Source organism: Dyadobacter sp. CY312 (assembly GCF_021390535.1).
GTDB lineage: Bacteria > Bacteroidota > Bacteroidia > Cytophagales > Spirosomataceae > Dyadobacter.
Map to the genome: position 1 here is coordinate 279,243 of NZ_JAJUXG010000009.1, position 20,748 is coordinate 299,990.

The following is a 20,748-nucleotide window of genomic DNA, read 5'->3' on the forward strand; positions in this document are numbered from 1 at the left end:
AATTAAGAAATGGAAAGGAGCAGTACACGCATCATTGAACACAAATTGGCTGATTTAGAGAAGCGATTAGAAATTCTTATCAATACAAAAGAGAATCTAACTTGGTCAGTGTCAGAATTGCAGCGTGAAAATGCAGAACTCCGGTTGTCCAACATTCAACTCAAGGAAGAAGCTAAGGAAACAAAGAAAAAATACAGTACTTTAGAAAAAGACTTTAATAAGTCTAAAAGTTTCGCTAAAATTGTCTCTAGTAAACTGACACCAACAGGCGGATTAGCCGAACTGAAAGACTCAGTTGAACGATATATACAAGAGATCGATAAGTGCATAGAAATGCTTGAAGATACCTTATGAAAAAAAATAACATACCTAATCCTGATGTTTCTGTCTTTATAAAACTGCTGGACAGAGGCTTCAAGCTGAGCGTACCGGCTGATCAGGAAAAATATTACAGGGATGGCTATGAGGTATTCATGGAGCGTGTAAAGCAGCATAAATCAAAGGCAAAAGGATACGACGATATTGAGGCAATGGGCCTTACGGCAATAGAATGTATGGTTGCTTTGCAACGGATTCGTGAGCAAATGGATGGCTTGGTTGAAGCATTTCAGGACAGAATAGAAAAGCTGGATGCCGCAGTTGCTAACGCTATTGAAAACTAATATTGTGATTTCGCATGAATCATAATATTAAAACCAACCGCTTATATCGGAATATTTTTAGTTAAATTCTTCTTATAATATCTTTCAACAGAAACACGTTCGGCATTTTTACACTGCTGTAGTCGGTCACAACCCAACTATTTTGTAACCATTACATAAAATGCCAGATTCATCAATTTTCATTGTCCTCTTATCCGACATCATCGCTGTAGGTGTCGGTGTTTTTGCAGGTAAATACATTTTCCAGAAGTCCTTTGATCAAAAAGAAAAAGAAGCGCAGGATCGTGCATCAGAAATTTTACGCAATGCCGAAAATTCTGCTGAGAACATCAAAAAAGATCGGATACTGGAAGCCAAAGAAAAATACCTGCGCCTGAAATCGGAGTTTGAAGAAGATGCCAACAAGAAAAGAGTCATCCTACAGACGAATGAGCAGAAGCTTAAACAGCGCGAACAAAGCCTTAATCAGACCGTTGAGCAGAACAAAAAACGCGAAAACGAGCTTGAAGGATTGAAAACCAATCTTTCTCAGCAGATAGAAGCGGCTGCTAAAAAACGTGAAGAGGCAGAAAAATCTCTTCAACAGCAAGTTACGCAACTAGAGAAAATTGCAAATCTTACTGCCGATCAGGCACGCGAACAACTTGTTGATGCACTAAAAGCAGAGGCCGACACAAGAGCGGGATCGTACGTTAAGAGTGCCATGGAAGAAGCACGTCTTACGGCAACGAAGGAAGCGAAAAAGATCGTTATCGAAACCATTCAGCGTACAGCTGCGGAACATGCTATTGAAAACTGTGTATCTGTTTTCAATATCGAAAATGACGATATAAAGGGTAAAATCATTGGTCGCGAAGGAAGAAACATTCGTGCTTTGGAAGCAGCAACGGGAGTTGAGATCATCGTTGATGATACTCCGGAAGCAATTGTTATCTCAGGATTTGATCCTGTTCGTCGCGAAATAGCCCGTCTTGCTTTGCACCGTTTGGTACAGGATGGCCGTATCCACCCTGCACGTATTGAAGAAGTGGTAGCTAAAACACGTAAGAACATTGATGATGAAATCGTAGAAATCGGTGAACGTACTGTAATCGACATGGGTATTCACGGGCTACATCCGGAGCTTGTAAAAATGATAGGTCGCATGCGATTCCGTTCATCTTATGGTCAAAACCTGCTGCAACACTCCCGTGAAGTTGCAAAACTTTGTGCAACCATGGCTGCTGAACTTGGACTCAATACCAAACTGGCTAAAAGAGCGGGACTATTACACGATATTGGTAAAGTGTGGCCAGAAGAATCTGACCTTCCACACGCAATATTGGGAATGGAACTTGCAAAAAAATACAAAGAGAATCCGGAAGTTTGTAATGCAATCGGAGCTCACCACGATGAAATCGAGATGACAAGCATGTTATCTCCGATCATTCAGGTTTGTGATGCAATCTCAGGTTCACGCCCGGGTGCCCGTCGCGAGATGATGGAATCTTACATTCAGCGTTTGCGTGACCTTGAAAATATGGCACTTTCGTTCGATGGTGTAGAAAAATGTTATGCGATACAGGCTGGCCGCGAGTTGCGCGTCATTATTGATGCAGACAATGTATCTGATGAAAAAGCTGGAATGCTTTCATTTGATATTTCTCAAAAAATTGAAAAAGAAATGCAGTATCCTGGACAAATTAAAATCACAGTGATACGAGAAATGCGCTCTGTTGCGTATGCGCGTTAATCCAACCAAACTTCAATGACTTACTCAAAGCTTACTAGTGCGGAGCGGTTGAACATTCAATCTCTTGGTGAATTGAAAAAAGCAGGTTATGAATCCCGTTCCATTAAACAGGAGTTACGCGACAACCTGATTGAGAAGATTAAAAGTAAAGAAACTGTTTTCCCGGGTATTTGGGGATATGAAGAAACTGTAATTCCTGACGTAGAACGTGCGATATTGTCCATGCACAATATCAATTTTTTAGGACTCCGTGGACAAGCAAAAACACGGATCGCCAGAATGATGGTAAACTTGCTGGACGAATATATTCCATACGTTAAGGATTCTGAGTTACATGACGATCCGTTGCTTCCGCTATCGCGTTTTGCGAAAGACGATATAGCTGAACATGGAGATTTAACAAAAATTGCCTGGCTGCATCGCAGTGAGCGCTACACAGAAAAACTGGCAACACCAGACGTTTCGGTAGCCGATTTGATCGGTGATGTGGATCCCATTAAAGCAGCTACATTGAAGTTGCCTTATTCAGATGAGCGCGTTATTCATTACGGACTGATTCCCCGTTCACACAGAGGTATCTTTGTGATCAACGAATTGCCTGACTTGCAAGCCAGAATTCAGGTAGCACTTTTCAATATTTTACAGGAAGGTGATATTCAGATACGTGGATTTAAGCTTCGTTTGCCATTGGACATCCAATTTGTGTTTACAGCGAATCCGGAGGATTACACGAACCGAGGCAGCATTGTGACACCGCTTAAAGATCGTATCGAAAGCCAGATTGTTACGCATTATCCTAAAACGCTGGAAACAGGAAGAAAGATAACAGAACAGGAAGCTGTAATAAAGCAAGGGCAAAAAGAAGCAGTTGTTGTCAATGATCTTGTCAAGACGTTGATCGAACAAATCGCTTTTGAAGCAAGAGAAAGTGAATATGTTGATAGTAAAAGTGGCGTTTCTGCCAGACTTACAATATCTGCATATGAAACTTTATTAAGCACCGCGGAACGAAGAGGACTTATTAATGGAGAAGACACTACCTACGTTCGGATTTCTGATTTGTATGGTGTCGTTTCATCCATATGCGGAAAAGTAGAGTTGGTATATGAGGGTGAAGTGGAAGGACCAGTTATTGTGGCTCAAAACCTGATAGGTAAAGCCATCAGAACCCAGTTTCTAAACTTCTTCCCGGATCCTGAAAAGTCGAAAAAGAGCAAAATCAATCCTTACGCGAAGGTTATAGAATGGTTTGGCGCTGGAAATGAAATGGAGATGATTGGCGATATGACCGACAGGGAATACACTGCCAGACTGAATACCATTGACGGCCTTGACGATTTTGTAGATATGCTCAGTGCTTATGGCAGTCCAAGTGAGAAACTATTCATGATGGAATTTGCCTTACACGGTATGGCAGAATTCTCGCTGATCGGAAAACAATCATTGGATCAGGGTATGAAATTCCAGGATTTGGTAAGCAGTATGTTTTCCGGACCGGATGATGAAGATTTTGATTTTGAAGAAGATGATGATGACAGCAAACCTTTTTAAGTTTTGTTGACGTTTCTCAATTGATATATAAAGTAAAATGCCTCCGATTTGGGAGGCATTTTACTTTTAAACTCATTCTGAATATTATTCAGGAGAACCTTCGTCCTTAATGTTTGGTTCACTGGTGTCGATCAGAGAATCAGGCTCGTTGTTCACCTTTGCACGTACTTTTGCTTCCAATTCATCCATCAATTCCGGATTGTCCTTAATAAGCGCTTTCACTGCATCGCGGCCTTGTCCTAGTCTGTTTCCGTCGTAGCTAAACCAAGATCCTGCCTTTTTAACGATATCCAGTTCAACAGCAAGGTCAATGATCTCTCCCACTTTGGAAATTCCTTCTCCGTACATGATATCGAACTCCACCACTTTGAAAGGAGGTGCTACTTTATTTTTTACCACTTTCACACGAGTACGGTTACCAAGAATCGCATCAGCACTTTCTTTGATCTGCCCTACTCTACGAATATCCAAACGAACCGAAGCATAGTATTTCAATGCATTACCACCCGTTGTTGTTTCAGGGTTACCAAACATCACACCGATTTTTTCACGAAGCTGGTTGATGAATATACAGCAGCATCCTGTTTTATTGATAACACCGGTAAGTTTTCTAAGTGCCTGAGACATCAAACGAGCCTGTAAACCCATTTTGCTGTCTCCCATTTCGCCTTCGAGCTCAGCACGTGGTACCAATGCAGCCACGGAGTCGATCACGATAATGTCAACAGCTCCACTGCTGATCAAATGTTCAGCGATTTCAAGTGCTTGCTCACCGCTGTCTGGCTGAGAAATCAACAAATTACTTGTGTCAATGCCGAGTTTCTCTGCATAAGAGCGATCGAATGCATGTTCCGCATCAATGAATGCTGCAAGTCCTCCTCTTTTTTGAGCTTCCGCGATGCAATGCATTGATAAGGTCGTTTTACCAGAAGATTCCGGTCCATATATTTCAACTACACGTCCGCGTGGAACTCCTCCTACTCCCAAAGCAAGATCCAATCCAAGTGAGCCAGTAGAGATAACCGGGATGTCCAATACCTTCGTATCACTCAGACGCATTACTGTACCCTTTCCGTAGGTTTTATCTAACTTTTCGAGCGTCGTTTGTAGTGCTTTTAATTTGTTTTCTTTGTCGGTTGTTGCTGGTGCTGCCATACTTTAAAAAAAGTAACTTGTTTATGTACATTAAAGGTTGTGTGACAAATCCGCTCACTTGTGGCGCCTTCACTTATGTAAATTTAACCCATTTGTGTTAAATCTGAAATGTATTTTGACATATCTGTATACTGTTTAAGATACAGCCTGTTAACACCTCAAATCTTCCGAGCGATAATATCAGTAACAAAGATATGATATTAATTGTATCAAAATAAAACTTGTTCAAAATTATTTTTGCCTGACTTTGAAGTTATTTCATTCCTCTAATCTCCAATGCTACAGAGCTTAGGTTATACTTACAATGTAAGTTTTACGGTAAAAGCCATATTCAAAACTGATCATTATCATCAATCCCTAAGTGACCTGAAAATAACTTTGCAGCAATACAGAAATCGTCAGTACACGTCTTTTATGATTATAGTTTTGTTTTTCATTGCGCATTGGTATCTCTCCTTATTAATGCAAACCTTCTTTCTTCATCGTTACGCAGCCCATAAAATGTTTACGATGAGCCCTGCCTGGGAAAAAACGTTTTACATCTTTACCTGGCTCTTTCAGGGTTCTTCCTTTCTCAGTCCTTACGCCTATGGCGTGATGCACAGGCTTCACCACGCCTACGTCGACACGGAAAACGATCCACACTCGCCCAGCTTTTCAAGTAGCCTGATGGACATGATGTGGAAGACAAAAAACTATTACAACAACATCGTAAAACGAACTGATTCGATTGATCCTAAATTCAAAAAAGGCGTTCCACATTGGGAATTTATGGAGAAAATTGGGGATTCCTGGATTTCAAGGATCGGTTGGGGAATATTATACATTTTGATTTACGTACAATTTGCAACTTCCTGGTGGATGTTTCTGCTCATTCCAATCCACTTTCTGATGGGTCCTGTACATGGGGCGATAATCAACTGGTTCGCTCACAAATATGGTTACGTAAATTTTAAAGTTGACGACACCGCCAAAAACCTTTTGCCATTCGATTTTCTGATGATGGGCGAATCGTACCATAACAATCATCATAAATATGGAGGTCGCGCAAATTTTGGATTCAAATGGCACGAGTTCGATCCCACATATCCGTTTATACTGATGCTTAACAAACTCGGGATCATCAAACTCAAACCTAATAATGATCTTAATTATATGTAAATAGCAAAACATACGATATTTTTGTCACCAGCAGGCCGGTTATCTCAATCGGCCTTTTTGAATTGCCAGAAGCCTTTCTGTAACAAACAGATCATATCGTGTTAAAAAAAATATTGCTTGCCATTCTCCTTGTACTTATTGTTCTTGGAATCATATACCGCGATCTCCTCAGTTATGGATGGATGCAGGCGAAGGGACAAATTGGGATCTTGATGGATGTACGGGATGTATCAGAGGTGTTAGCGGATCCTGCCTTCCCCGATTCTCTAAAAGCGCGAATACGCCTTATCGAAGAAATCAAACAATTTGGTGTCGATTCCCTTGGACTTGAACCATCTAAAAATTACACTACCTTTTACGATCAGCACGGCAAACCCTTGATCTGGATCATTACCGCTTCCGACCGCTATCGGATTAAAGCGTACAAATGGCATTTCCCCATTTTAGGCAGTTTTCCTTACAAGGGATACTTCGACTCAACAAGAGCAGTAAAAGAAGAAAAAGTCCTGATTCATGATGGTTATGATACGGATATTGGGGAAGTTTCGGCCTGGTCCACCCTGGGTTACCTTAAAGATCCCATTCTGTCGAGTATGTTAAAGAGAAGAGAAGGAAGCCTGGCCAATTTAATCTTACATGAACTTACACATGGTACACTTTTTGTAAAAAGCGATCTTGAGTTAAATGAGAATCTGGCAAGTTTTGTTGGTGATTTAGGCGCAATTCGTTTTCTTAAACAAAAATACGGAGCAAATTCAAAGCAACTTGCTGACTACGAATTTTCAAAAAAGTACAATGACGCCTATGCCCAACATATTTTGGGTGGAATTAAGAAGCTGGATAGCCTTTATCTGACTTTTGGAAGCGATCAGAACGCGGACCCGCGTAAAGACGCTCTGAAAAAGGAAATGATAAGCAAAATTCTTAGTGAGGCAGATACACTTCTTGGAGGTAAAATAACGTTGAGACCCAAGCGTGCAGACGAAGAGCAGAAATTGCCCGGGAACGCTTTTTTTATCAGCTATCAGACTTACAAGTCTAAGCAGAACAGTTTTAAGCAGGAATATGAAACAAAATTTGGCAGTGATTTCAAAAGATATCTAGGCTATTTAAAAGACAAATATCCTTCTCTTTAATTTAAATTTCAGGCATGAAACGCATATACATTACACTTCTTATCCTCATATCAGCTTCGGCATTCATTGGTTTCAAACAATTTGAACAGAATAGGGTAATTCCTAACAAAAGTTTTGGGCTTGGCGAAAAAGTAGAATATCGCGTACACTATGGCTTTATTAACGCCGCCGAGGCTAGAGTAGAAATTGCAAAAAACATTACCGTTGTAAACAACAAACCTTGTTATAAGATTAATGTGACTGGACGAACAGTCGGACCGTTTGATCTGATATCCAAAGTGCGCGACACCTGGCGGTCGTATGTGGACACCGCAGCCATTCTGCCGCACATGTTCCAGCGGAGCATTCAGGAAAACAAATACCGCAAAGAGGAAACTGTTGTGTTTAATCACGGCAAGGATGTTGCGGTTACAACGGTTAAAGACGAGTCAAAAACACACAACGTTCCCAACAACATTCATGATATCGTGAGTGGTTATTTCTTTCTCCGAACCATCAATTTTGACAAAGTTGCCGAAGGTGAGGTGATAGAGGTGCCAACTTTCTTTGATGGAGAAGTTTATAAGCTAAGGGTTCGTTATGTTGGCAAGGATGTTATTAAAACCAAATTCGGAAAAACACGTGTCCTGCGACTGAATCCACTGATACCCGATAACAAACTTTTTAAAGGAGAAGGTGCCATGCGTTTATGGATTTCCGACGACGTCAATAAAATTCCATTGAAAGTACAAGTTGAGCTGATGATCGGATCTCTTGAAATGGATCTTAAATCCTACAAAGGGCTGCGTACAGACCTCGTCTGGCTTTGATCGCCGACCTGCGAAAATGTTGTAATTGTTTCAGAGGAAAATGGAGATTTGTCTTTGTGATGGTTATAAAAGGAATCTCTCTTCCCCCAAAAGACTTGTAAAATGATTGTATGGATTCCATTTGAGGACTTTCAAAGTCGAAGATCAGATCACACTCACTATTTTGACAGAAATAATGATCCAGTAAAAATGTTCTTGCATTTCCTCTTCGCCCCTGGGAATCAGCTGCGTTAAAAATGTATACAGCATAATTTCCCTTTCTTAAAATGACAATTCCTGCGTGAACGTCATCTTCTCTTTGTGCGTGCAATAGTTCGGCACAGCTGCAAGCCTGACTTTTCCTAATCAAAGCCTGAAGAATCTCATAAGATTTTCTGCTGACCCCACCATCAATTCGCCTTGCATGATTTTCAGCAAATAATTGAATAAGCTGCTCCGGGCGGTCGGCTTTGCAAATAGTCCATTTCCAGTTTCTACTTGCATTGAGGTTGGACATTCGATCCTTTGAATAACCAGCCTGAACATCTCCTTCGGAACGATTCAATTTTAACCAAAACGTTGTATTTACAACATACTTCAAATTTGTGAGCGCATTCAGAGCGGGTTGGAGCGTCGTGTAATTGTCAGGATGAAAACTGTAAGAAGAGATGTATTGATAGCTCGAATAACAAGCTAACAGAAACGCAGAAGTCTCTTTCTCACTTAATTTATCAATAGAAAAAATGCCAAGATATTGACAAAAAAGAGGTTGATAAAGAATGGGGAATCCAAGTTTGTATTTGACCGGCAACGGCATCACAATCTGGAAATGAGATGCAGAAGGCCAAACCAAAGCATGCCAGTCTTCGCAAACAACGTCCAGATACCAGCTGTATCCGTATATGATATTTTGAAGCGATCCTGCAATGAAGCTATCCCAGAATTCGGTTTCTATTTGCTGGTGGGTTAAAAGTATCGGACTCAACGGAAGTGGGATTTAAATTCAAAATCCTTTTAACAACCATTGAAACGGAGAAGTCTATTTAAAGTAACTGCGTAGCTTTTGTAAAGTTTCCTCCACATCCGGAGTCTCGTCCATGAGCAGGTTCACACTTTGAATGGAGTGAATTACTGTACTGTGGTCCCTTCCTCCAAAATGATAACCGATAGATTTCAAAGGCAGCTCTGTGTACTCTTTTGCCAGAAACATCGCCAGCTGTCTTGGATAAACCACTTCCTTTTTACGGCTTTTGCTTTTGAGGTCGGCAACCGTAACCTGGAAATAATCTGCAATTACTTCCTGAATGGTATCAATGGTAACTTCCTTATCCTCATTCATTACGATGTTACGCAATGTATTCTTGGCAAGTTCCACATCAATTTCGCGACGTGTAAGCGACGCCTGTGCCATAAGAGACACGATTACGCCTTCAAGCTCACGCACGTTGGAATTAACGCTATGCGCCACATATTCGATCACATCATAATCAATAGAAATACCTTCCGACTGTATTTTCTTCTGGATAATGGCAATACGTGTTTCGAAATCTGGTGTTTGCAAATCTGCCGTCAATCCCCATTTAAAACGAGAAAGTAACCTGTCCTGCAAACCCTGAAGCTCGCGCGGAGGGCGGTCACTTGTCATGATGATCTGCTTGCCAAGCTGGTGCAGATGGTTGAATATATGAAAGAAAGTATCCTGCGTCTTTTCCTTTCCAGACAAAAACTGAACGTCATCAATAGCCAGAACATCAACCTTCATGTAGAAGTCAGTAAAATCCTGTAACGTATTGTTTTTGATAGAATTAATAAACTGATTTGTGAATTTTTCAGACGAAACGTATAGCACCAGTTTGTTGTCAAAGTGGTTCATAATGTAGTTTCCTATTGCCTGAACAAGGTGTGTTTTGCCCAGCCCCACTCCACCGTACATCATCAAAGGGTTAAACGAAGTTAACCCAGGACGTTGCGCAACAGCAAAACCTGCTGAACGTGCAAGACGATTACAATCCCCTTCAATAAAATTGTCGAATGAATAATTGGGATTCAGATAAGTATCCAGATTCATCGAATCGTGATCTTTAAGCTGGATGTGTGCCCCAACTCTCGGGTCATTGGCAAAATTATCGGGTTTCGACGAATTAGGTGTTTTCTGAGTCGAGACATTCATCGTAAGCGGTTGATGCTTGTCGTTGCCCTTATCTACGATGATAGAGTATTCAAGAAGACCGTCACGACCTATGGCATAGTCCAGCGCCTTTCTGAGCAGATTAACGTAGTTGTCTTCCAGCCATTCGTAGAAAAACTGGCTGGGAACCTGTATCGTAAGTACTTTACCATACAGTTTCAACGGACGAATGGGTTCAAACCATGTCTTAAAGCTTTCTTCCGGTATATGTTGCTGAACGACTCTCAGGCAGGCATTCCAAACCTGGTCTACTTCTTTATATCCGCTTCTTTCCAATGCTAATTAACCCTAATCTGTCTTCTTTAAAAATCAAAAGGACGCAAAGATATAAAAATAACCTGATCTGTACCGATCAAACCTGTGCTCAATTTAGCATTCTCAGCAAGCAATTTCAAGCCACTAAGTAAATCAGTCCTAAATGCATGCATTATTCAACGGCATTCAAAAGTGAATTCTTGAATAAAAGATATGTTACTTCAAATTTGTAGCTTTGCCAGGAGCAGTCCAATAGTACGGAAGTCCTAAACCTATCGCACCTGAACATGGCAATTAATTTGTTCTCAGAGTTTGGTCCCACCAATAAATCTGCCTGGCAACAACAGGTAGAGCAGGAGATAAAACGCCCTGTGGCAGAGCTTAATAGAACCACCAACACCTCACCAAATGAGCTTGATCCATACTATTCTCATGAAGAGTTTAATCCTGAAAATTTCTTTGAACTAAATTCCTGTCAGAAGAAAGATCCCGGCTGGCTCAATATGCCGGAAGTAGTTGTTAATGATCCGATGCTTGCAAATGACGAAATACAAAAATCGCTCTCAGGAGGCGCTCAGGCGATGTTGCTACACTTGCAAAATAATCTCACAATTAATGATGTTTCCCGGTTATTGCACAAGGTTCGCCTCACTGATGTCCCTGTGTTCTTCAAAACCCCTCAAAATCCGTCACACTTATTTGAGCTAATTTCCAAGGGATCGGGATACGCAATGAAGGGAGGCATAGCCGATGATCCGGTTGCCAATTGGATGAACAAAGGAACGTCATTTGATCACTCCCTGAAAGAAAAGCTCAGCGTGTGCAAAGCAACTGAAACCATGGCCGATTTTTATCCGCTTATGGTTGAGAGCCATGTTTTTCACAATGCTGGTGCAACACAGCAACAGGAGCTGGCTTTCCTGGTGGCAAGTTTTGTTTCATATCTTGATAAATTAACCGATAACGGAATTTCCCCCAGCCTTGCACTAAAAAGTGTATTTTTCTCAGTTTCAGTCGGAACAGATTATATGACCGAAATTTCGAAAATGAGAGCATTGAGACTGCTTCATAAGAGAATAACCGATGCGTATGGCGTAAATGCTGCAAAGCCTTTCATCCACGCTTCCAGTTCGTCTTTCTATTATGCCGACACTTTACCGCACACCAATATGTTGCGGGCGACGTCATCTGCCATGAGCGCTGTAATTGGTGGATGCGATGCTTTGACGGTAACGCCTTACGACAATCTTCTAAGGGAACGCACTGATTTTTCCGCAAGAATAGCAAGAAATGTATCTTCGATTATTGCGCATGAAAGCTACATCAACCAGGTTTCTGATCCAGCAGCCGGCTCTTATTTCATCGAGAAAAAGTCTAACGAACTTGCAGAGTCGGCCTGGCAGTTGTTTCTTGACGTTGAGCGCAGAGGAGGAATCATTGCAAGCTTTGAAAATGGTTTTATTCAGGATGAAATTGATAAATCATGGCACCAGAAACTGGAAGCGATGCGCAATGGAAGTGTGATGGTAGGTGTCAACAAATATTCGAATGAGTCACCTGAGATTATCGCGCTGACAAAGAGTGAAGATCATAACGAAACAGGAATACGTGTATTGCCAAACCGAAACCTCGCCAAAACCTGGCACCTACTTCATCAATAAGTTATGAAACCGGATTTCACCAAAATTGAAAATAACCTTAAAAGAAAAGAGGATCGAGATGCCAACCCGGTATCTAAACCATTTTTTACTTCTGAAGGTATAAAACTTAAACCGAAGTATACTGCCAGGGAAAATGAAAATTTTGAACACCTATCCTTTGGTGCTGGAATTCCTCCGTTCTTACGCGGTCCCTACGCGAGTATGTACCTGCAACGTCCTTGGACGATCAGGCAATATGCCGGTTTCTCCACAGCGGAGGACTCCAATGCGTTTTACCGCAGGAATCTGGCTGCCGGTCAAAAAGGGCTTTCGGTAGCATTCGACCTTGCCACACACCGTGGCTATGATTCCGACCACCCGCGGGTTGAAGGCGACGTTGGAAAGGCGGGCGTGGCCATTGATTCTGTCGAGGATGTGAAGCTGCTTTTCGACCAGATCCCTCTTGATAAAATGTCTGTATCCATGACGATGAACGGAGCAGTGATCCCGATCATGGCTTTCTACATTGTTGCGGCAGAAGAACAAGGTGTCTCGCCTGAAATGTTATCCGGAACCATTCAGAATGATATTTTGAAGGAATTTATGGTACGAAACACCTACATCTATCCGCCAGGCCCTTCCATGCGGATTGTCGGAGATATATTTGCGTACACCACCCGCAAGATGCCACAATTCAATTCGATTAGCATTAGTGGGTATCACATGCACGAAGCCGGCGCACCCGCTCACATCGAACTAGCCTACACGCTAGCAGACGGACTGGAATATATCAGAACTGGCATTGATGCCGGTATGGACATTGATGATTTTGCCCCAAGACTGTCGTTTTTTTGGGGCATTGGTATGAATCATTTTATGGAGATTGCCAAACTCCGCGCCGGAAGGTTATTGTGGGCTAAAATTGTAAAGGCATTTAACCCAAATAACGAAAAATCTTTGATGCTGCGAGCGCACTGCCAAACGAGCGGGTACAGCCTCACGGAACAGGATCCGTACAACAATGTAACCCGGACTTGCATAGAAGCGATGGCTGCTGTAATGGGGCACACGCAGTCGCTGCATACAAATTCGCTTGATGAAGCAATAGCACTTCCAACAGATTTTTCAGCGCAGATTGCCCGGAACACGCAGCTCTATCTGCAACATGAAACCAGTATTTGCGATTCCGTAGATCCCTGGGGAGGTTCTTACTACGTAGAATATTTAACGCATGAGCTTTGCCAGAAGGCCTGGTCACTTATAGAAGAGGTAGAGACACTGGGCGGTATGACAAAAGCAATTGAGACAGGCTTACCTAAGATGAGGATTGAAGAGGCCGCAGCCAGAAAACAAGCCCGGATCGATTCCGGACGTGACATTGTGGTAGGCGTGAATAAATTCAAAACAGAGGATGATGAAATGCTTGATATCCTGCAAGTCGATAATGACGCTGTACGGCAAGCACAGATCAGAAGGCTGAACGAAACAAAAGCCAATCGCAACACAGAAGCTGTTTTACTGGCCCTGGAAAAAATAACCGCCGCCTGTGCAGAAGGTGGCGGCAAAAATATGGATCAAAATTTGCTTGCGCTAGCTGTGGATGCGGCGCGGGAAAGAGCTACGTTAGGTGAAATCTCAGATGCTATGGAAAAACAATTCGGGCGATACAAGTCTACAATTCGATCCGTTTCAGGAATATACCAGTCTGAATCCTCAGACGATGAAAATTTCCGTAATGCTTTGAAATTATCGGACGAATTTGCCGCCATGGAAGGACGCAGGCCAAGGATTTTGGTCGCAAAAATGGGACAGGATGGCCATGATCGTGGCGCAAAGGTAATTGCGACGAGTTTTGCCGATCTTGGATTTGACGTGGACATTGGTCCGCTTTTCCAGACGCCCCAGGAAGTGGCGAAGCAAGCCGCAGAAAACGATGTACATGTTGTGGGTGCTTCCAGCCTCGCTGCCGGACACAAAACGCTCATACCGCAGCTCATAGCTGAACTGGAACGGATCGGAAGAGGAGATATTATGGTTATTGCGGGCGGTGTAATACCTGCCCAGGATTACCAGTTTTTATACGATGCGGGTGTAAAAGGTGTATTCGGTCCCGGGACCATCATATCCGTTGCGGCTCAAAAAATCCTGGTTGAATTGATGAAATGAGAAAACTTTTAGCCATGTGCTCAAAGATATTTTCCAAGCACCAAAGACGTACAGTTTCCACCAAAACCAAAAGAATTAGATAGAACGTAATCCAACTTTACGTTTTCACGCAAAGAACTTGATGGTGGAAAGTTGGCGTCCAGAGGAATTTCCACGTTCAGTCCGGCACATATTTCTCCGTGATTTAAAAACAAAATACTGAATATTGCCTCTACTGCACCAGCTGCACCAAGGGTGTGTCCTGTGTAAGCTTTGGTTGAATTGTAAGGAGGAAGTTTTGTACCAAAAATATTCTTAATGCCTTCCAGTTCTACCTGATCATTGTTTGGGGTTCCCGTTCCATGGGCGTTGATATAACCGATCTGTTCGGGACCAATGCCGGCAGAAGTCAATGCCTGACGCATCGACGCGATGGCTCCCACCGCATCATCCGACATTGCCGATGGATGATGCGCGTCGTTGGCATTTCCATATCCTGCAACGCAGGCATAAATCTTTTTACCAAACGTGATCTCCTCCGCTTCCAGAACCAGATATGCCGCGGCCTCGCCCAAATTGAGTCCGTCCCGATTTTCATCGAAAGGTTTGGATGGAGATTCTGAAAGTATTTTGAGCGCGTTGAAACCATTCACGGTGTATTTGGCAAGACAGTCAACACCTCCAACAATAACACGTTTGGCACGTCCGGCCTGAATAAGCCTTGCTCCGAGCATAATTGAATTGGCAGAAGAGGAACAGGCCGTATTGATGGTATCGGTAAAACCCCGGATCCCAAATCGTTCAATAAGTTGGATTGTGTGCGCTGCACAGCCGTAAGCATCCAGATATTCCGATCCCTCCGACTGCATATTAGCATCCTCATATAGCTGATCCGTGAGGCACATTCCTCCTACCGTACTGGCAGAGATCAGACAAGTATCAAAAGATGAAAGATCTTCGGCGGTAAGTCCGGCAGCTTGTATGGCTTCCTCAAAGGCCTTAATCGAAAGCAGGCTGGTTCTCGTATAACCCTTCTCACCCAGCAAATTCAATGATTTTTTTAACTCTTCGTTGCTGAGTTTAACTTCACCGAATGGTAAACTGGCAGTGTAGACCGATTCGAAATGGATAGCCTTATCGATGCCACTTTTCCCCTGATGTAAACTCAAATAATTTTCATCCAGGTTGTTACCGATGGCACTGATAATCCCCATTCCCGTCACCACTACCCTGCCCATACCTAAACCTTTTTTGTATTGGCCAAAATGTAAGCGGCCATGTGGTTCACATCAACAAGAATTTTCCTTCCTTCGGCGGGATTTGTAATTTTGATGCCGTACTCGCGTTCCAATAAAACAACAAGTTCCAGAGAATCAATAGAATCCAGACCCAGATCTCCACCAAATAGTGGCTCATCATCCTTAATGTCATCAGGGTTGATATCCAACAAATTCAAATACTGTACTATTTGCCCTTTGAGGATGGGCTTAAGGCTTTCAATGTCCATGTGTCGTTTTATTCTTTAACTGTAATTTATTAGGTCAATAAGTGTGTCGGTAGCCATGCTGTTTTTCTGACGACTATATTATTTTTTCAATCTTTAATTTAAAGTAAGTACAAAGTTGGCAAAGCAGAATGAATATGCCGAGAAATAAAAATACACTTTTTAGCTCTTGCCAGCTTCCACCTTTGAGAAACAGTATGTAAAAACCTTCCAGACACCAATGTAGCGGGGAAAAGTTACTTACCAGCTGCATGTAGGAAGGCATCACAAAAGTGGGAACCAGAATACCTCCTATCGCCCCAAATATAATGATTGATACCGCACCGAACCCATTTGCCTGTTCCTGCGTCCTGGCAATGGAGCCGATCATCAACGCATAACTAACTGCCGCCATACTGCTGATAAACACCACCGAACCAAAGGCCAGCAGATTTGTTGGCAGGGTTAATTCGGGCAGTCCGAGTCGCGGCAAGATCCACATTCCCATCGAAAATGTAAGTATAACCTGCAAAATAGCAACCAGAACATACACACTCATTTTACTGAACATCACCAGCATAAAACTGGTCGGCATTGTTTTTAATCTCAAAAAACTCCCGTTAACGCGTTCCTTCACAATATTGCTTCCCAATGACACAACCATGAAGAACATCGCAAATATTGTCCAGGCAGGGACGTTATGCTGTGTTGAGTTAGGCACGGCCATCGATTTGTTATTGGTCGCTACCACTTTATTGATCTTCACACGGTTCTGAATCATCTTGTCTTTCAGACTTTCTGACCGAGCTCCCAAATCCATTTCAGCGTACATATTATCGATCATGAGTGAGTTTTCGATCACACTCAAATAGGACTGGATCACGCCCATCACCGAATACGTGTAGTTTTCCTGCAAAACGGGATCGTTGTAAAAAGTCAACGCCGGGATCTCAACAGACGCTGATTCGGTTGAATCATATTCCAGACCGAGATCTTTCATCAAAATCTTACTTACATCACCCGCATTCGATTCCAACCCGGCAGAAAAAGATTTAGGAACGTAAAGTGCAATCATCTTGCCTCTAGCCAGTAACTCCGATTTCAAAACCTGCTCAGACTTCCCGGCAACAGAATCAATTTCAAAAAGTCCTGATTCTGTAAGGACGTTTATTAATCTTTCACCCAAAATTCCTTCATCCTGATTCATCACCAGCAACGGAATTCTGTTTTCGTTCACAACCTTGTATACGCTGTCCTGAATAATGGTAATGATAAAAACCAGCAAAAGCGGCATCACAAACATAAGTGCCAATCCCACCCGATCATTGACCAGAAGGAGTAGTTCTTTTTTTATGGATGCATATATTTTGAACATCATATTAATCCCGATACTCCTCTCCGGTAAGTTTTATGAACAAAGATTGCAGATCAGCAACATCATTGCCCATTTTCAGCTCTTTCATACCACCCTGCGCAATTACTTTTCCATGGTCGATCAGCGCGATGCGATTACAAAACTCCTCCGCCTCCGACATGTGATGAGAAGTATAAATTATAGTTGTTCCCGACTTGTTAATCAATTGTAAATAGCGGATTATCGCATTTTTACTTTGCACATCCACACCTACCGTAGGTTCGTCCAAAAACAAAATACCTGGTTTGTGAATAATACCAATGGCCAGGTTAACTCTCCGCTTCATTCCACCCGAGAATGTTCCAACTGGTTTGTCAGCCGCTTTGGATAGCCCCAATACTTCCAGCAACTCCTCTCTTCTGTTTATCAGCTCGGCTTTGGCAATGTTATACATGGCACCGAAGTAGTCCAGATTTTGCCGGGGTGTTAGTTCCTGATAAAAAGCGTATTCCTGCGGGACAAAGCCAATAACACTTTTCCTTTCCTGATCTGAAATGGGAACTCCCTGATTGTAAAATCTGATTGTGCCGGAACTCGGTGGAATAATCCCACAAAGAATGGATATCAAAGTGGTTTTACCTGCACCGTTAGGCCCAAGTAACCCGAAGACATCCGTATTATAGATGTCCAGATTGATATCGGTTAGCGTATTTTCTGAGGCTGATTTGTATTTCTGAGAAACGTGTTGAATCTCAATCCCGGGTTGTCTTGCCATTTTTTGAATAATCTCACTTCCCAAGATTTAGCTTGGAAAGCTTTTGGAATGCCTCCTTTTCAACTGAACGAATGTTAAGAAGCATATCGGCAATTTCTTCAAAATCCTTTTGTTCGGTCAGACGACCTTTGTAGACACCGGCCATTTTTATCGCACTTGCCCGCCACAAATCTCCGGCATGTGTAAAATCTTCCGATAAGTTAGCGAGCCGGTCATCTTGCAGCCAGGCAGCAGATTCTTCAAGAAAAGCGCCATATAAAAAACGGAAACCACCGCCACCTGTACCAATCTCTTCCTGCATGCGTACAATCTGCCCCAAGTATAAACTTGCTTTTTTAAGTCCAAGCTTATCCCGCCATTTTCTGATGTGGTTGGAAGTGTGGCGGATGCCATCAACTCCTGCAAAATATCCGGGGATGCTGGTCATATCACGTACATTCCTTCGGATACCTTTCACAATTCCTTTGCGAATAAGGTCATCATTGATGGCGCCGATACGCTCAGGAAAATAGATATGTCCTTTCGGAGCAAGCGGACCTTGCGCAAAACGCACGCGATTCAATTCCTGAGTAGACAGCGTTGTTACACCTTCCATAATAGGGTCACTGATCAGATATTGATCATCTTCACGACCATAAATAATCAGATTGTGTGCATTAAAATGGAAGCGATACTCTTTTGGGAAATAGGTAAGATGAAATACACCAACCTGGCATCCCACCGGAACGCTTTCCTTTATTTTGTTGTCAAGAAACGCCTGTGCCTTGTCCTGATTACTGAATTTTTTTCGTGTAACTTCTACACCCAGCGCTTTACAGGTTCGGTTGAAGATAGCGCCGGGCATGGTTCTGAAAGAAATGGCCGGTCCGTTGTTAATCGTCAGAAAAGGTATTTGTATATAAAAAAGACCAGAGCCCATTCCAAAAGCAAGGGGTTCTGTCATAAAGTCCAGACCATGATGCCGAAGCAACGCTGTTGTGACACCATTTTCACAATGTGCTGCCTGTACGTGGTGAAATTCTTCCGTTCCTATTTCGGTATTCAATTGCTTAGCCTTTAAAATTTTTTAATTCGTCTACTGAAATATCGAAAGCGCCCGCATACTTTTCAAGCTTCCTATCGCTCAACCCCTTAAAAACCGACGGCTTTAAATGCCGTTTTATAAAGAAGGTAAAGAATCCTGTATATCCTGAAAGCACTGTCAAATCCATAAGCCGCAGTTCCATAAAATAGTATACCGGACTTTTTTCGCCGTTCGCCACTGCCCTCCTGGCCTCTTCCACACGGTCGTTGACGTTGTCCCACGCACTATCCAGCGCTTCCTTTTTGACATCCCAGCCCTGGCTCAGCGCAGTCTCGTATTTTCCTTCTTCATTTTTCACATAGCACAACTCTCTCGTTAGCCTCGAAAGTGCGCCGGGCTCCTGTGGCAGATCTTCCTTTTTCATTTTGAATGAGAATTAAAACCAGGATGAATAAGATTACAAGACAACAATTTACTCAAAATAAAGACAATTCGTATTCAACGGATTAGCAAACGGTCAGCAGGCAGAACATGTATGAAAATCTTGAACTTTCTGGTACCGCTAGCAACACCTTTTGTCCCTTTTTCAGATTGCCACTGTTGAACAGTTCTTCAACCATCATATATATAGAAGCAGCTCCGACGTTGCCTTTGGTGGCTAGGTTGGTAAACCATTTTTCCTTCGGAACAGGTATGCCGTTTTCTATCAGAACATCTTCAATTTTACTTTCAAAGAAATAACTGGAAATATGAGGCAGGAAATAGTCGACATCGTTCATGTCAAATCCTTTTTCTATCAATATCTTTTTCAGGTTGGTGAAACCCAACTTCACAATTTTCTCACTCAATAGCTTCACATCCTGCTTGATACTGAATACAGATTTAGCAAGAATTTCCTCATTAGAATAATCTTTAAAACTTTTCAGAGTACCATCTTCCAGCTTGTGAGCACCCATGTACATACAAGCCTCCTCTTCGTTGGCAAATGAGCAGCCTTCTATCCAGTCTATTTTTAGGGAGATACCTTCTTCATTCGGCTTACCTTCAAGAAGAAAAGCACCTGCTCCGTCCGACAACATCCAGCGAAGGAAATCTTTGTCGAATGAAACGTATGGGTTTTGCTCCAAACGGATGAGCTCCTGCACCTCTTCTTCAAACTGTTCAGCACGAAGCGAGGGAGAAAATCGCTCAGAAGCAACGGCAATTGCCTTCTTCTTGTCTTCAAGTTTGACAGACATATATGCATACTTAAGCGCATGCATCCCTGCACAGCACACTCCCGAAGGAGATACAACTTCTATCGAACCGGTTTCCGGCAGCCAGCCATGAATCATCACGCCATGCGATGGCATAATCTGATCCGGGCTGGAAGTGCCCGCACTCAGCAAATCGACTTCCTTTATTTCCGCAGGATTATCAAAAAACAAACCTTTTACAGCAGATGCAGCCATTTCCGCATTGGTATGCGTAGGAACACCCTCTTTTGTATATGCGTAATAGCGACTTTTAATCTTGTTATTTCTTAAAACAATTGCTTTCGATTTTGATGATTTCCCGTTGATAAAACCCAGATATTCTTCCATTTCCTCATTAGGAACAGCTTCATTGGGAACAAATTTGGAAACCCTCGTAATGTATGCTTCTGACATTTTAATATTGGTAATAATTAATAAGTTGATGTCACTTTTAACTTCTCCCG

Annotated in this window: 19 protein-coding genes; 9 read left to right on the plus strand and 10 right to left on the minus strand. The window is 42.4% G+C overall.

Going from position 1 to position 20,748, the window contains the following annotated elements; all coding sequences use genetic code 11:
• Positions 1-9: 9 nt before the first annotated feature.
• The 4 genes from LZG71_RS14305 (at position 10) to LZG71_RS14320 (ending at position 3,945) form a co-directional block, all read left to right on the plus strand.
• Positions 10-354 (plus strand): hypothetical protein, encoded by a 345-nt coding sequence (locus LZG71_RS14305; protein WP_233821362.1) that lies wholly within the window; start codon positions 10-12, stop codon positions 352-354.
• Positions 351-662, plus strand: a complete 312-nt coding sequence (locus LZG71_RS14310) for a cell division protein ZapA (protein ID WP_233821364.1) — start codon at positions 351-353, stop codon at positions 660-662. The genes LZG71_RS14305 and LZG71_RS14310 overlap by 4 nt, the downstream gene beginning before the upstream one ends.
• A 160-nt stretch (positions 663-822) precedes the next feature.
• Positions 823-2,394, plus strand: coding sequence for a ribonuclease Y (rny, locus tag LZG71_RS14315; protein WP_233821366.1), 1,572 nt, complete (start codon positions 823-825; stop codon positions 2,392-2,394).
• A gap of 15 nt (positions 2,395-2,409) precedes the next feature.
• The gene (locus LZG71_RS14320) at positions 2,410-3,945 is read left to right on the plus strand and encodes a sigma 54-interacting transcriptional regulator (RefSeq protein ID WP_233821367.1); all 1,536 of its coding nucleotides are present in this window, start codon (positions 2,410-2,412) and stop codon (positions 3,943-3,945) included.
• An 84-nt stretch (positions 3,946-4,029) separates the two neighbouring features.
• On the opposite strand, the gene recA is transcribed toward LZG71_RS14320, so the two are convergent.
• Positions 4,030-5,100, minus strand: coding sequence for a recombinase RecA (recA, locus tag LZG71_RS14325; protein ID WP_233821369.1), 1,071 nt, complete (start codon positions 5,098-5,100; stop codon positions 4,030-4,032).
• A gap of 414 nt (positions 5,101-5,514) precedes the next feature.
• Between recA and LZG71_RS14330 the strand changes: the two genes are divergently transcribed.
• From LZG71_RS14330 to LZG71_RS14340, 3 genes are all read left to right on the plus strand, one after another.
• Positions 5,515-6,261 carry an acyl-CoA desaturase gene (locus LZG71_RS14330; RefSeq protein WP_233821599.1) on the plus strand — a complete coding sequence of 249 codons (747 nt, stop codon included), beginning with the start codon at positions 5,515-5,517 and terminating at the stop codon, positions 6,259-6,261.
• A 98-nt stretch (positions 6,262-6,359) separates the two neighbouring features.
• Positions 6,360-7,397: an aminopeptidase gene (locus LZG71_RS14335; protein WP_233821371.1), complete on the plus strand. Its 1,038-nt coding sequence runs from the start codon at positions 6,360-6,362 to the stop codon at positions 7,395-7,397.
• Between the two features lie 14 nt (positions 7,398-7,411).
• Positions 7,412-8,206, plus strand: coding sequence for a DUF3108 domain-containing protein (locus LZG71_RS14340; protein WP_233821372.1), 795 nt, complete (start codon positions 7,412-7,414; stop codon positions 8,204-8,206).
• Here the strand turns inward: LZG71_RS14340 and LZG71_RS14345 are convergent.
• A complete protein-coding gene (locus tag LZG71_RS14345; RefSeq protein ID WP_233821374.1) occupies positions 8,163-9,170 on the minus strand; it encodes a GNAT family N-acetyltransferase in 1,008 nt (335 codons plus the stop codon). The two genes, LZG71_RS14340 and LZG71_RS14345, sit on opposite strands and share 44 nt — an antisense overlap.
• 54 nt (positions 9,171-9,224) lie before the next feature.
• Positions 9,225-10,649 carry a chromosomal replication initiator protein DnaA gene (dnaA, locus tag LZG71_RS14350; protein ID WP_233821376.1) on the minus strand — a complete coding sequence of 475 codons (1,425 nt, stop codon included), beginning with the start codon at positions 10,647-10,649 and terminating at the stop codon, positions 9,225-9,227.
• 266 nt (positions 10,650-10,915) lie between these two features.
• On the opposite strand from dnaA, the gene LZG71_RS14355 reads away from it, so the two are divergent.
• Both LZG71_RS14355 and scpA read left to right on the plus strand, forming a co-directional pair.
• Positions 10,916-12,289, plus strand: coding sequence for a methylmalonyl-CoA mutase family protein (locus LZG71_RS14355; protein ID WP_233821378.1), 1,374 nt, complete (start codon positions 10,916-10,918; stop codon positions 12,287-12,289).
• Positions 12,290-12,292: 3 nt separating this feature from the next.
• Positions 12,293-14,434 (plus strand): methylmalonyl-CoA mutase, encoded by a 2,142-nt coding sequence (scpA, locus tag LZG71_RS14360; RefSeq protein ID WP_233821380.1) that lies wholly within the window; start codon positions 12,293-12,295, stop codon positions 14,432-14,434.
• Between the two features lie 20 nt (positions 14,435-14,454).
• Here the strand turns inward: scpA and LZG71_RS14365 are convergent, their stop codons facing one another.
• From LZG71_RS14365 to LZG71_RS14395, 7 genes are all read right to left on the minus strand, one after another.
• Positions 14,455-15,651, minus strand: coding sequence for a beta-ketoacyl synthase (locus LZG71_RS14365; protein WP_233821382.1), 1,197 nt, complete (start codon positions 15,649-15,651; stop codon positions 14,455-14,457).
• 2 nt (positions 15,652-15,653) lie between these two features.
• Positions 15,654-15,920, minus strand: coding sequence for a phosphopantetheine-binding protein (locus LZG71_RS14370; protein WP_233821383.1), 267 nt, complete (start codon positions 15,918-15,920; stop codon positions 15,654-15,656).
• Between the two features lie 73 nt (positions 15,921-15,993).
• The gene (locus LZG71_RS14375; RefSeq protein WP_233821385.1) at positions 15,994-17,274 is read right to left on the minus strand and encodes an ABC transporter permease; all 1,281 of its coding nucleotides are present in this window, start codon (positions 17,272-17,274) and stop codon (positions 15,994-15,996) included.
• Between the two features lies 1 nt (position 17,275).
• Positions 17,276-18,025, minus strand: coding sequence for an ABC transporter ATP-binding protein (locus tag LZG71_RS14380; protein WP_233821387.1), 750 nt, complete (start codon positions 18,023-18,025; stop codon positions 17,276-17,278).
• Positions 18,026-18,038: 13 nt separating this feature from the next.
• Positions 18,039-19,070, minus strand: coding sequence for a BtrH N-terminal domain-containing protein (locus LZG71_RS14385; RefSeq protein ID WP_233821389.1), 1,032 nt, complete (start codon positions 19,068-19,070; stop codon positions 18,039-18,041).
• A gap of 4 nt (positions 19,071-19,074) precedes the next feature.
• Positions 19,075-19,473 carry a hypothetical protein gene (locus tag LZG71_RS14390; RefSeq protein ID WP_233821391.1) on the minus strand — a complete coding sequence of 133 codons (399 nt, stop codon included), beginning with the start codon at positions 19,471-19,473 and terminating at the stop codon, positions 19,075-19,077.
• An 82-nt stretch (positions 19,474-19,555) separates the two neighbouring features.
• On the minus strand, positions 19,556-20,698 hold the full coding sequence (locus LZG71_RS14395; RefSeq protein ID WP_233821393.1) for a beta-ketoacyl-ACP synthase III: 1,143 nt from the start codon (positions 20,696-20,698) through the stop codon (positions 19,556-19,558).
• Positions 20,699-20,748: the final 50 nt, after the last annotated feature.